Origin of the sequence: Limnohabitans planktonicus II-D5 (assembly GCF_001270065.2) — a bacterium.
In the GTDB taxonomy this organism is placed as follows: Bacteria; Pseudomonadota; Gammaproteobacteria; order Burkholderiales; family Burkholderiaceae_C; genus Limnohabitans_A; species Limnohabitans_A planktonicus.
This window is the reverse complement of record NZ_LFYT02000019.1, coordinates 14676-28337: the sequence shown is the minus strand read 5'-3', so window position 1 is coordinate 28337 and position 13662 is coordinate 14676. Positions and strand designations below refer to the sequence as shown.

At 58.7% G+C, this 13662-nt stretch carries 9 protein-coding genes; 3 read left to right on the top strand and 6 right to left on the bottom strand.

What is annotated here, in order from left to right:
• The first annotated feature begins 6 nt into the window (after positions 1-6).
• From H663_RS34065 to H663_RS34055, 3 genes are all read left to right on the top strand, one after another.
• Entirely contained in the window at positions 7-618 is a 612-nt protein-coding gene (locus H663_RS34065) for a hypothetical protein (protein WP_053171054.1), read from the top strand.
• Positions 615-2201 carry an FAD-dependent oxidoreductase gene (locus tag H663_RS34060; RefSeq protein ID WP_053171057.1) on the top strand — a complete coding sequence of 529 codons (1587 nt, stop codon included), beginning with the start codon at positions 615-617 and terminating at the stop codon, positions 2199-2201. The genes H663_RS34065 and H663_RS34060 overlap by 4 nt, the downstream gene beginning before the upstream one ends.
• A 125-nt stretch (positions 2202-2326) precedes the next feature.
• Positions 2327-3949: a long-chain-fatty-acid--CoA ligase gene (locus tag H663_RS34055; protein ID WP_053171060.1), complete on the top strand. Its 1623-nt coding sequence runs from the start codon at positions 2327-2329 to the stop codon at positions 3947-3949.
• A gap of 85 nt (positions 3950-4034) precedes the next feature.
• Here H663_RS34055 and H663_RS34050 read toward each other — a convergent pair whose 3' ends face one another.
• The 6 genes from H663_RS34050 to H663_RS34025 all read right to left on the bottom strand — a co-directional run bounded on the left by H663_RS34050 (position 4035) and on the right by H663_RS34025 (position 13552).
• Complete coding sequence (locus tag H663_RS34050; RefSeq protein WP_053171063.1) at positions 4035-7130, bottom strand: VIT domain-containing protein; 3096 nt, start codon at positions 7128-7130, stop codon at positions 4035-4037.
• A 47-nt stretch (positions 7131-7177) separates the two neighbouring features.
• The gene (locus H663_RS34045; RefSeq protein WP_053171066.1) at positions 7178-7798 is read right to left on the bottom strand and encodes a glutathione S-transferase family protein; all 621 of its coding nucleotides are present in this window, start codon (positions 7796-7798) and stop codon (positions 7178-7180) included.
• A complete protein-coding gene (locus H663_RS34040) occupies positions 7795-8505 on the bottom strand; it encodes a glutathione S-transferase family protein (RefSeq protein WP_053171068.1) in 711 nt (236 codons plus the stop codon). The genes H663_RS34045 and H663_RS34040 overlap by 4 nt, the downstream gene beginning before the upstream one ends.
• A gap of 298 nt (positions 8506-8803) precedes the next feature.
• Positions 8804-10723, bottom strand: a complete 1920-nt coding sequence (locus H663_RS34035; protein ID WP_053171071.1) for an ATP-binding protein — start codon at positions 10721-10723, stop codon at positions 8804-8806.
• Between the two features lie 60 nt (positions 10724-10783).
• Positions 10784-11365 (bottom strand): YfiR family protein, encoded by a 582-nt coding sequence (locus H663_RS34030; RefSeq protein ID WP_165803922.1) that lies wholly within the window; start codon positions 11363-11365, stop codon positions 10784-10786.
• Between the two features lie 12 nt (positions 11366-11377).
• Complete coding sequence (locus tag H663_RS34025; protein WP_165803921.1) at positions 11378-13552, bottom strand: TonB-dependent receptor plug domain-containing protein; 2175 nt, start codon at positions 13550-13552, stop codon at positions 11378-11380.
• Positions 13553-13662 lie beyond the last annotated feature (110 nt).

Here is a 13662-nt window from a genome sequence, read left to right as displayed (position 1 = left end):
CACGCCATGAAACATTCACCCCTTTTTACAAAGCGGCGCTTCTTAAAATTTTCGCTGTTGGGCGTTGCTGGCGCCGCCACCCTGGTGGCTGGTGCCGGCGCTTACATCACGCAGACCAACCGCTACCGACAACGCTACGGCCAGTTGCTGGTGGTGGATGGTCATCTGGCAGACATTGCCCACACACTTGCCGAAGCTTGCGTGCCAAACCGACCAGGTTTTCCAGACATCGAGCAAGCCGAAGTGGTCAAACGGCTCGATGAGGAATTGTTTTTTGTGAGCGACAACATCAGCAGCGACCTCAAAGCAGCCTTCTACCTCCTAGAGATGTTTCCTCTGGCCTATGGCCACCTGTCACGCTTTTCAAGGTTGACGGTGGCAGAGCGTAAACAAGTGCTCACGGCAGCATCCGACACCCAGGACGACACGCTGCGCGCAGTCATTGCCAACCTGTCAGCCATGATGCGTTGGTACTACTACGGCCACCCGTCCACCTGGAAAGTCATTGGGTATGACGGCCCGTTCATGAATCTTCCCGAAAAGCACAGCGAACAACGGATTCACTATGCCAAATTGGTGAATTCAGCATCCACCCAATCCAACGAAAAAGCATCATGACCAACAAAATTTTTGAGCACACCGATTACGGTCAACTGTCTGAAATCACGGCCGATGTTTGCATCATTGGCTCTGGATGCGGAGGGGCCACCGTGGCCCATCGCCTGGCGCAAGCGGGTATCGATGTCGTGATTCTTGAAAAAGGTGGGTATTACCCGGCCAGCACATTTGACAACCGCGAGTTGAACCAGGCCGCCAAAGTCGATGCCGAACGCGCTTTGTCGACCGATACCAACGCCTCTACGATGCTGACCTATGGCGAACTCGTGGGCGGCACATCCGTTCACTACTGGGCTGACAGCTACCGCACCCCTGCTGATCGGCTCGCCTTGTGGGAGTCCCAGTACGGCATCACTGGACACAGCGCCGAAAAATTGGCACCCATTTTTGCCGATATCGAAAAAATCCACCACATCCAGGAAGCCGAGCCGTTTCGCTACAACAAAATGAACCAGTTGTTCAAGGAAGCCGTTGAAGCGTTGGGTTGGGGTGGACATCCCATGCTACAAGCCCGAAGTGGTTGCTCGGGCTCTGGGCATTGCATGCAAGGTTGCGCTATTGATGCCAAGCAAAGCCAGCTGGTCACACACATTCCCGCGTCACTGGCTTTGGGGACACGAATCTATGCCGATTTGAAGGCCGACGATTTTGTCTTTGAGGGCCATCGCGTGACACAACTGAAGGCCAGCGTCATCGACCGGGCACGCAACCGACCCAATGGCAAGACAATCACCGTCAAGGCCAAACACTTTGTGGTCGCAGCTGGCGGCTTCAACACGCCCGCATTCTTGCTGAACCAACCCCGTCTGCGCGATGCTTTGCCAGCGCTGGGCAAGCATTTCGGCTTCAACCCCTGCACCTATGCGCACGGCCTTTTCGATGAGCCCATCATCATGTGGCGCAATATTCCTGCCGCTTACGGCGTAGACGGTTTTCGTCTGCCCCGTTTTGACGCGAAGGGGCAATACATCGAAGGCGGGTACTTGCTGGTTCCGGATCAGATCCAACCCGGTTTGATGGCCTATACCATTCCCGGATTCAACGACGGGGCGGCCGAGTGGATGGAGAAAATGACCCATGTCGGCGGTGCCATTGGATGGCTCGATGATCATCCCGATGAATTGGGCGAAATGAAGGTGGACGGCAATGGCGTTCGTCAGATTCATTACCCCTACGGACCCACAACCCAGAAGATGTTGCGCGACTTGATGAAGAAAGCAGCCATTGTGAACTTCAAGGCCGGCGCGCGCAAAGTCATGCTGGGTGATCTGAAGCGAACCACCCTGAACTCTGTGGATGAGATTGACCGCATCGACGCCATCGAGATCAAGCCCGGCAGCTTGACCCTGGTCGCGCCGCATCCGTTTGGGGGCTGTCGAATGGGCACAGACCCGAAAACTTCGGTGACCGATTCCAGCCACAGGGTGCATGGCATCGACAACCTGTTCGTCGCAGACCCTTCCGTTTTCCCGACAGGTCCATCGGTCGACCCCAGCGTGTCGATCATGGCGTTCAGCTACATCGCTGCCGAACACATTGCCAACGCCATGGGTAAAAAGACCGCGCCGCTTCAAAACACTTAAGCCCGTGATGTTCTTGCACCTGAACGCCTAAGCCAGGTGCGAAAGCCATTAACATCAAGCCGCAACAGCCTGCCCCATGCGCCGTGCTGTTGTGAAAACCATCTGAAAAATCTGGAGACAAAAACATGCCCCAACCCGGCCTCATGATGAACTGCCCCATGCTCATTTCGGGCATTCTTGAACACGGCGCTGCCCAGTTTGGCGAGCAGGAAATCGTCTCGCGCGAGACGCACGGCCCCTTGCACCGCAGCACCTATGCCGAGGTGGCCCGGCGCTCGCGCCAGCTGGCCAACGCCTTGACGCAGATGGGCCTGAAAGCGGGCAGCGCGGTTGGCTCGATCGCCTGGAACAACCACCGCCACCTCGAAGCGTATTACGCCGTCTCGGGCAGTGGCATGGTCATGCACACCTGCAACCCGCGCCTGCACCCCCAGCAGCTGATCTATGTGATCAACCACGCCGAAGACGAGGTGGTGCTGTTTGACGCCACCTTTGCGCCGCTGGTCAAAGGCATTGCCGCGCATTGCCCCAAGGTGCGCGCCTGGGTGTGCCTGGCCGACGAGGCCAACACGCCCGCCATCGAAGGCGTCGCCAACGTACTGAACTACGAAGGCCTGATCACCGGCCACAGCGACAGCTTCAACTGGCCCGAGCTGGATGAGCAAACCGGCGCAGCCCTTTGCTACACCTCGGGCACCACAGGCAACCCCAAGGGCGTGCTTTACACACAGCGCGCCATCGTGATGAACGCGACCACTGCCTGCATGCCCGATGTGCTGGGCCTGTCCACGCAAGAGACCATCTTGCCCGTGGTGCCCATGTTCCACATCAATGCCTGGTGCATCCCCTATGCCGCACTGGTGGCGGGCACCAAGCTGGTCTTGCCTGGCCCCAAGCTCGACGGCCCGAGCCTGTTTGAATTGATGGAGACCGAGCAAGTCACCATCAGCGCGGGCGTGCCCACCATCTGGATGGGCTTGATTCAACACGTCGAACAAAACAACTTGCGCTTTGCCCACATGAAGCGCACCTGCGTGGGCGGCTCGGCCATGCCCATGGCGCTGATTGCCAAGTTCATGGACAACTACGGTGTGGAAGTGCGCCACGGTTGGGGCATGACCGAGACCACCGCCGTGGCCACCATGAGCAACTTGACCCGTGCCGACCGCCAGCGCCCCGCCGCCGAGCAACACGCCATCGTGGCCAAGCAAGGCAAAACCGTGTCGGGCATCGAGATCAAAGTGGTCGATGACCACGGCAACACCTTGCCCCGTGATGGCACATCCCAAGGCGAGTTGATGGTGCGCGGCCAGTGGATCGTGGAGCGCTACTACAAGGCTGAACACACCGCTCTGGTGGACGGCTGGTTCCCCACCGGCGACATTGCCACCATCGATGCCCAAGGCACCATGCAAATCCGCGACCGCACCAAGGACGTGATCAAAACCGGTGGCGAGTGGATCAGCTCAATCGACCTGGAAAACGCCGCCATCGGCCACCCCGCTGTAGCCATGGCTGCCGTGATTGGCGTCAAACACCCCAAGTGGGACGAACGCCCGCTGTTGTTCATCGTGCGCAAGCCGGGCCAATCCGTCGACAAGCAGGAAATCCTCGACTTCCTGACCACGCAAGTGGCCAAGTGGTGGGTGCCCGACGATGTGGTGTTCCTCGAATCGCTGCCTGTGGGCGGCACCGGCAAGGTGCAAAAGAACGACCTGCGCAAGGACTACGGCGGCGTGTTCAGCTGATCGCTGGAAGGGGCGATGCAGCTTTGTGCATCAAACCATCACTTTCGCAATGGACGAACAGCCCCTTTTTCCCTGCCTTAAAACCTCATGGCTTCACCGTCACAGTGCCAACCTCAGCCATGCTCGCGGGTCCCGACAAGCGCAATGTCAAGATTTGAATTTGCTGTGCAGGGGTTCCAAAGTCTGTCGTGACTTCGGCCTGCACCGTGGTGGCATTCGAGACGGTTTGTTGTCGGTGTCCGAAAAATTGTGCCTTCACTTTGTAAATCCCCGGCTGCGGCTTGCGCAGCGCGTATTCTTCAGGCCCATAGCCTCCCGTCACATCGGCGGAAACCTTGCCCCCTTGTTGTGTGAGTGGCCGGGAATACATCGCCTCTTCACCCGACGGCTCCACCACATGCAAGTCAATGTCGGTGTTATCGGCATCCCAACGCAACACAATGCGCAGCCCCAGAGGCAAGTGTTTGAGTAGCCTTGAGTCGATCTTGCTCAGATCGAGGAGGGCATCTTTGGGCGCAGTGGCAATCAACGCATTGAGTTCGGCCAAGGTGGTTTGATCCACATCCCTGAACCTTCCGTCCCAAGGCTGCGACACCACCCGCCACAAGGCATCCACAGCCGCTTGCGTCTGCCCCAACTGGGCCAACGCCAGCCCCCAATCGCGCCACGATTGCGGCTCATTGGGTGCCAACTCGCACACCCGCGCCAGCAGTGGCAAAGCCAGATCGGTGCGCTTGGCCTGCTGCAAACGGTAGGCCAGCACACGCAACAAAGCGCGGTGCTCTGCAGAAATTTCTGCCAAATTAGAAAGTACCCGAACACCCAATTCGTCGGCCCCTTTGGCAAAAAACACTTCGGCACTTTCCAAGAAAAAAGCCGCACTGTTGCTGCGCGAGGGCCGCTCTTGCAAATACAAAGCGTAGGCCTGCTCTGCGCTGGCCGCCTGCATCTGACGACTGAAGTCCTCCGAGGCATTCCAAGTGCTGAGGCTGAGCGTGCTCGTGCCTGCGTTCGCACTGGGTGCGGACTTGCCGAGTGCAGACGCTGATGCGACGTCCGCTAATGGGGCCGATGCCGCCAACGGTGCAGGCGCTGATGCAGGCGCTGATGCAGGCGCTGATGCAGGCGCTGATGCAGGCGCTGATGCAGGCGCTGATACAGGCGCTGGTGCTGGTGCTGGCATGTGTCGCAGCGCAGCGGACAATGGCGCAGAAAGCGGCCTGTCCACGGGTACAGCGCCGCTTTGCGGTACAACGGTTTGCGCATCGCGCATGCCGCGTGCTTTTTCCTCAGCTTCACGGCGAGCCTGTGCCAGAGCCCAGTGATCGCGTTCATACCATTGAATGCGGTTTTGAAAGCGTCGAACCACTCCCTCCAAATACTGCTGACCAGACTGCTGTTTTTGCTGCCATTTCTGCGCCAAAAGCCTTTCATAACTCTCTCGCATCGAGCCCGGTGGTGCAATCTCGTGCTGAACATAATCGTTCACGCTGTCGAGCACAATGAGCGATGTTTGGCTGCTGGCCAAGCCAAACCGTTTACCCAAGCGCACGATGTCGCCTTTGCGTTCGCCTCTCTCGGCCTCCAGCGCCGCCATCGACATTGCCGCCCACCGGCTTGCCGCCAATGCCCCACGCTCTTGGGCGCTGAGCGGTACTTGCATGGTGATGGGTTGGCCTGCTGCGGACTCCAGTTCCAAAGTCAAGTGTGTGGAGGCTTCACTGAGCACACCGGCAACTTGCACTCGCCCCTCATCGGGCTGACGAGAGCTGAACACCACATCGCTCAATCCCGCGCCACGCCAAGCCTTGATGCGCCCCCGGCTCTGCATCAACATTTTGACTGCTTGTACCGGTGTGGTTCGGGTCAAGTCCAGCCATTGACCGCCACTGTCCTGCGCCTGCTGACGTAACCAAGCGCCATCCGCCCCTGCGCTGGACTGCACGACATGCATGGGCACTTGTGGACTCAAGGTTTTGACGGCAGGCCCAAAGTTGGTCAAACCATCGCTGAACAACAGATTCAGGTCACAACCAGGTACCGCCACCAAAGCGCTTGTGGCCGTCGCACCATCGTAGGCCACCCGCTCCAGCATCTCGCGCAGTGCACGCCAATCCCCTTGCTTGACCACAAAGCGCTGAGCAGGCTGCGCACGCTCACGGGCCAACACCACATCCACCGTCAACTCAGCGTTGTGGCTCCAAGCGCCCAACAAACCGTCCAACAACGCCATTTCACGCGGCAAATCACGCCGGGTTGCGGAGCCTGAGGCATCCCAAATCAAACCCAAACGCTGCGGACGCGGCAACTGTGCAGGCGAATGCGTGAAGGCACTGGGCAAAGGCACCTCAGCATAAAAAAACGTCTGCCCATCAAAGGTCTGACTGGCCATGTAGGGGGTCTCACCCAACCGAATGCCCAGCTCCATCGCTTGGCGCGCCATCCAATTCTTTTGTGCCCACACCAACTCCGCGTCAGCGCTCACACCCGCGCTGCGAATCACTGCCCCGTTCATGCCACGGCCCGGTTGCACAGCACCCATACGCACCCCGGGCATCCTCACACGGACATCCACTTGCCCCAAGGTTTGAGGCCATTGCAAAGGTAGCCTGTAAAGCGCCTGTCCCTGGCGCAAAGGCAAGGTCTCGATCAATTCGAGGGTCACCCGCCGCTCCCCGTGCGCAGGTAAAGGATAAATACGCAATTTGTAGTTGTTGCCCTGCGTTTTTTCGAGCAAAGCGGGGTCCACACGACGACGAATCACGTCCTCAAAGATTTGTTGCCCTTTGGCCTTCTCAATGGGCACAGCGGGCCGCATCTCGCCTTGAATGTCCAGAGCGAACCCCGTGATGGACTGCCCTTCGGCCAGCGGAAACACCAACTCGCCTTCCAGCACCTGGGCATTGGGGTTTTTGAACACCACCTCGATCTGGCTGCGTGCCGCTTGCCCCACGATCTCGGTTTGAACGCTGACCCGTGCAATTTGAATCGGCTGGCGCGCCTGTGGACTGAGCAAGCGCGGCCCGGTCCAAGCCTGCTCCGACCGCTTATCTGTTTGGGCTGCCACAACAGCCGTTGACGGCCCCACCTGCGCCCACACCAGGCGACCCGGTGCACCCAGCAACACAGCCGCCCCAAGCAGGCACACAACACTCAGAAATTTTTGGCACACATTAGACATATCAAGGCCTCATACACAAGACCTGAATGTAACCTTAAATAAACAATTTAAGCCCTAGCGCTGGGCCGTTCATTCACCCTGTCACGCCAGGCCTGCAAAGCGTGCATGCCCTCCTCACCGGGCACAAACTTCATCAGGCCACGCGCAAACTCCAGCGCGCAAAACGCGGTGATGTCAGCGACGGTGAAACGATCGCCCGCGATGAAGGGCTGGCTTTGCAGGCGTTGGTCAAAACCCAGCGCCACCTCACGCACCTTTTCGGCCTGCGAGCGGCCAAACTCGGGAAACTGTGGTTTTTCTAAAGCCGCCAGCCCCGGGTGACTGTGGCGAATCGCATTGGCGATGCCACCCAGCAAATACAGCTCCACCTGACGGTCGGCCATCTCGATGAAGCCGCGTTCGTCGCCGTCCACACCCATCAGGTTGGGCTCGGGATAGCGGCCTTCCAGCAAGGTGCAGATCGCCCGCGTCTCGGTGATCACGCGCCCATCATCCAACTCCAGCGCAGGCACTTTGGCCAGCGGGCTTTTGGCCAGGTATTCGCTTTTGCGGTGCTCACCCCCGTTCAGGTCCATGTTGACCATCTCGATGCCGGTGATGTTTTTTTCGATCAAAAACATCAGCACCCGCCGTGGGCTGGGGGCGCGGTGGGCGGTGTAGAGCTTCATGGCTTGTCCTGCTTCTTTTGTCCCATCTCGACCATCTTGCGGGCCTGCTCGGAAAACTGTTTGGCAGCTTCATCGCCGTCTTTGGTCAGGTTGATTCTGGAAGGTGGCGCTTCAATGCCGCGCTGCGCCGCCGGGCGCTGGCGAATCGCATCGAGCCAGCGCTTGAGGTGTGGCAAGTCATCGACCTCGACGCCCGACCAGCGGTGCGTGCGCACCCAGGCCCAGTTGGCAATGTCGGCAATCGAATAGTCGCCCGCCAGGTATTCGTGGTCTTTGAGGTGGCCATCAAGCACCGTGAACAGGCGCTTGCTTTCGCCCTGGTAGCGGTCAATCGCGGGTTGGATCTTTTCGGGAAAGTAACGAAAGAACACATTGGCTTGTCCCATCATCGGCCCGATACCGCCCATCTGGAACATCAGCCACTGCAGCACGCGTGAGCGACCCTTGGCATCGGTAGGCATGAGTTGCCCGGTTTTTTCGGCCAGGTAAATCAGGCACGCGCCCGACTCGAAGACTGCAAAATCATCGGCACTGCGGTCCACGATGGCGGGGATGCGGCCATTGGGGCAGATGACCAAAAAATCAGGCAGCTTTTGTTCACCTTTGGACAAGTCCAGCACCTTGAGCGTGTAGGGCAGCGCCAGCTCTTCGAGCGCGATGGAGACTTTGTGCCCGTTGGGCGTGGCAGCGGTGTAGAGGTCGATCATGGGGAAAGGCTAACAGAGACTGGCCATCCAGCTGGCGCACAGTTGACAGCCTCATGAACCTAGAAAACGCAGTTGACCGCTTTGAACCCGCTGAAAAACCTTGTGTATCCTGAACGCTGTGAGCACGAAGACGCTCACCTAGTGGGTGATAACGCTACGCACCCGATGGCACAGCCCTGGGGCGCGTTCAACTGCGTTTGCTAGGTTGAAGTCACCTTGCAGACTTCACAGGGCCGGATCAATCAGCAATGACCTGTTTCCAACGAAAGGCAAATAGATACGGCATGCCACTTTGCCGTCAATCCCCAGAGGTGCGCAACCACTTGCCAATCAGCTCCAGGATCTGGCGACGCATGAAGGGCTTGGTCAGGTAGTCGTCCATGCCTGCGGCCAGGCAGTTGGCCTTGTCGTCGGCCAAGGCATTGGCTGTGAGGGCCAAAATGGGTTTGCGCACAGTGCCTAAGGCCACTTCGCGGGCGCGGATGGTTTTGGCCGCCGTGATGCCATCCATCTCGGGCATCTGCACATCCATCAAGATGATGTCATAGGGCATGGTGGCACTCATCTGCACGGCTTCCAGGCCGTTGTGGGCTTGCAAAACGCTGCAGCCTGCCGTCTTGAGCATGGTGACCAGGATTTCACGGTTCACATCATTGTCTTCAGCAATCAGCACACTGCAGTCCAGCGATTGCGGCAGCGCAGAGGGCCGGTTGCCTGGCTCTTGCGGTATGTCTTTGAGCCGGGGGCCGCAAACTTCGAACCAAAAACGCGACCCTTGCCCGGGCTGGCTTTCAAAGCCCACCTGACCGCCCATCAACTCGGCCAGCTGGCGAGAGATGACCAAACCCAGGCCACTGCCCCCATAGCGCCGGGCCATGGAAATATCGGCCTGAGAAAACGCACTGAACAGCCGCTGCGTCTCTGCTTCGCTGATGCCGATGCCGGTGTCCTGCACGGTGCATCGCACACGGGTGGTGCCATCGGCTTGGGCGCTGCTGCTCAGGCTCACGGTCACTTGGCCCTGCGTTGTGAACTTGACCGCGTTGGACACCAGATTGCTGGCAATCTGGGTGAAGCGGTGCGGGTCGCCCAAAATCATCAAGGGCACGCCATCTGCCTGGGGCTCAAAGACCAGCTTCAGGCCTTTGTCCTGGGCATGGGGCTCGAACAAGGCGCAAACCTGCTTGGCGGCATGCTCGGGGCTGTAAGGCACTTTCTCCAGATGCAGCATGCCTGCTTCGATTTTTGAAAAATCCAGGATGTCGTTGATCAGGTACAGCAGCGTCGACGAGGACGAGCTGATCATGCTGATGAGTTTTTTCTGCTGTTCGGTCGGATCGGTGGAGACCAAGAGTTCCGAGACCCCGATCAAGCCATTGAGCGGTGTGCGGATTTCGTGGCTCATATTGGCCAGGAACTGGCTCTTGGCCCGGTTGGCCGCGTCGGCATGCTCTTTGGCCAACAGCAACTCGGCGGTGCGGGCCTGCACCTCCGACTCCAGTTGCTGACTGTATTGGCCCAGCGCTTTGTCTTTTTGCTCGATCTGGTCGAGCATGGAGTTAAAACCTGCCACCAGCTCGCCAATTTCGTCCTGGCTTTGCCTTTGGGCACGCTGGCTGTAATCGTGCACCGAAGTGATGCGGCGCATGACCTCGGCCAGATCCAGAATCGGGTCGATGACCAGCGCGATCAGATGCACTAAAAAATGACGCACCACCGCATAGGCCAGCAGCATCGCCCCAACGGCCACCAGCAAAGTGATGACGATGTTCCACCAAAAGTCATTGAGTCGGGTCTGCACCACCACCACACCAATGTGCTCCCCGTCCTGCACGATGGGCAAGCGGATCGCATAGCGGCTAAGGGTCAGTCTGGAGCTTGCGACCGGCGGGATCAGCGCCGCCTCGGCCACGGCCACACCGCTGGCTCGCACAGGGTAGTGCGCGAAGGCCTGCTCACCGGTGGCCCCGGTGAAGATGTCTACCGTCTCCACATTTTTGATGTGCCGGAAAATCTCCAGTTGCTTTTGTGCACCAGCCCGGTCCTCAAAGCGCACGGCAGCGGCATTGCTTTCAGCGGCCAGCTCGGCCAGGCTTTTGGCCGCAGCCTGGGTGGCTTGCAGGGTTTGCGAAGCCTGCCACAGCGTGGTGACCACAAAAAACAAGATGAGCACGCACCAGATGCCCAGGGCCAGAATGTACCGGAGCTTCTCCCGCATGGGTGCATGCAGGAGTGTTTCACGACGCCAAAGGGAAAGAGGCAGCAAGGGACATACTTTCTATCGGATCACGACACGGGCCAGTTTCAGCATTTGGCTGCTGGCCTTGATGCTGGATTTTTGCAGGTTCAGCAAATTCACATCGAACTCCACCCGATCATCGTTGAAGATCAGGGACAAATGTGCCCCCTGGTCCATGGCCTGCCGGGCATCGCTGACCAGCAAAACCGGTGCGCTGCCCAGCTGACGCACCACGGCAGGCAGCATGCGCGCATCGCCTTCCCCAACAAAAGCCATGGTGCAGTCCTTGAGCTGGTCCAGCGTCACGTCTTTGCGCACCAGGATTTCACGGCCCTGGGCCATGCGGTGGTTCAAACTGTGCATGGAGCCATTGAGGTCATCCTTGCCCAGCAAACACACCCGGATGGATTTGTCGTCGCTGCCTGGCAACTCGACAAATTTGGCGAAGTTGTAGACATAGGCGGCTTTGATGCGGTCGACCGTCTGGCCTGCTGCGGTCGATTGCGCCTGCGCCGTCCAGACCGAACCCAGGGCCAGCAGCGCGGTCAAGGCGCGCAAGCCATGCACCTGAACACCAAGCAAAGTCTGTGCGGTCATGAAGGAAAGTGATTGAAAGGTCATGTGCATGTCCTTTCAGAAACGAACCACTGCTTGCGCCAGCAAGCTGCGCTGCACATCATAGGCACGGCTCACGGGGAAGATGTTGATGAATTCGGTGTGCCGATCTTTCAGCAAATTGCGCCCCTGCAGCGACAGCTCGGTGTAGCGATTGGGCTTCCAGGCCAGGCGCATGTCCAGACCGGTGTAAGGTGCCAGACGCGTGAGTTCGAAGCTGTTGAGGGTGTAGTGCGCCGTCTCCGAGTTGTAACGCAAGCGCACATTCAGGTTCAGGTTGTTGGCCAAGCTGAAATGGTTGTCCAGGGAGAACTGGTGCCGTGGGGCACTGTTTTCAAACGACTTCACCTGAATGTCACCCAGCTGGTCGCCGGTGTGTACGCCTTTGACGTGCAGGTGGCTGTAGGCGGCATGCAACTTCCACCAGGCCCGTGGATGCCACTCCACAGAGAATTCGCCGCCATAGGAACGGGCTTTGTCGAGGTTGGAGTTGTAGCCTGCCAGCGTGAAGTAACACACGCCAGGGCCATACATGGCCAGGCATCCCATGGCCTGATCCAGCCCTGTCACCGGATTGCCAAGCAACCGAGCACCGCGCAAATGGCTGTAGTCGGTCACAAACAGGGAGGTGTCCACGCTCAGGAAATTCGAGAACTGCTTGCGCCAGCCGCCTTCAAGGCTGACTGCGTTTTCAGCTTGCAACTTGGCGTTGGCCATGGGCGACACTTGCGTGACGGCGGTCAACATGCCTGCAGGAATTCTGGGGTCGACAGCGTGCGCATCCTGCGCACTGATGTCCAGCGTGGCCAGGCTCTCGGTGCGGCGTGACGAGCGCACCGAACGCGACAGCGCCCCCCAATACGCTTCGTTTTGGCCCGGTGTGTACAGCGCCCGCACATTGGGCTGGATGTTGAAGCCGGTCAGGCCGTCTTTTTCAAACTTGGAGCCCACAATCAGCTTGAAGCGTTCGGGCAGCAGGCTGATTTCGTCATGCACAAAGGCGCTGTAGTTCAGACGCTGGCTTTTGCCATCAAGCAACAGATATGGCGTTGCAGGCAAGAGCAAATTGTCGGAGGTGTGGCGCAGGTTCAGTCCCCAAATAAAGTCATGCGCGCCCAGGACGCGCCGCTGCTGAAAGTCCACATCCACGTCTGTTTTGCTGCCCCCCATTTCCTTGTAACTGGGGGTCTGCGCCACAAACTGATTGGGCACAGTGCCAGAGCCCCAAACTCCGGCGTGGATCGATTTGTCATAGTCAATCGAGGTCTGCAGCACATTCTCTGCACCTTGCGCCCCACGCCAGGCATAGCGCGCCTGCACCGCAGCGCCATGGCCATCTTCAGACAAGAGGCTATCGCGTGCATAGGGCGTGGCCGCATCGCTGAAGGCGCGCACCGTCGGCGTTCCCCAAAAATCTTGGGATCGGGCGCGGTAGAAATCGGCCTTCAAACTCAGTTGCCCGCCCTCCACCTGGGGCTCCAGCCGGACACCCAGGCGTTGCTGTTGAACAGCATCCTGCCCCGTCATACCGGTGTTGCGCTCCATCGAGCCGCCCATGCTGCTGGTTTTGCCGTACACCTTGTAATGTCCGCCCTGCGCCAGTGCAGCGCCGTGCGTCATGGACACCGAAGCCAGATCGCCCGTGCCCACGCTGGTGCTGACCATATTGCCCTGGCTGGCTGCAGCAGAGCGGGTCACGATGTTGATCACCCCGTTCATGGCGTTGGTGCCCCACAGCGCAGCGCCCGGCCCCCGGATGACTTCGATGCGCTCGATGTCTTCCATGACGGTGTCCTGGGTTTCCCACAGCACACCTGAAAACAGTGGCGAATACACGCTGCGCCCATCCACCTGGACCAGCAGCTTGCTGGAAAAACGTTCATTGAAACCGCGCGAACTGACGGCCCAGCGGTTGCGCGCAATTTGCGCCACATTCAGACCGGGCACCAAACGCAAAGCCTCGGGTATTGACTGCGCACCTGATCGGCGGATTTGTTCAGCAGAAATCACATAGGCAGCCGCCGCTGTGTCGGCCACCCGCTGCTCTTTGCGGGACATGGACATGAGCCGGTAATCGACCAACTCTTCCAATGACATCTCCAAAAATTCATTGCCGCTCGCTGCCGCAGCGCACGAAGCATGAATGGCACAAGCCAAAAGTGACCAAGGCCACAGGCTGTGTTGTCTTGTCATGTTGCGCATCGAAAAAGCTCCCTTTTGAACCAGTTGTCAATACAAGATCAACTATTAGATTTTACATTTATTACCGATTAATTCCAGAAATAAATTTATTACTTAATTTA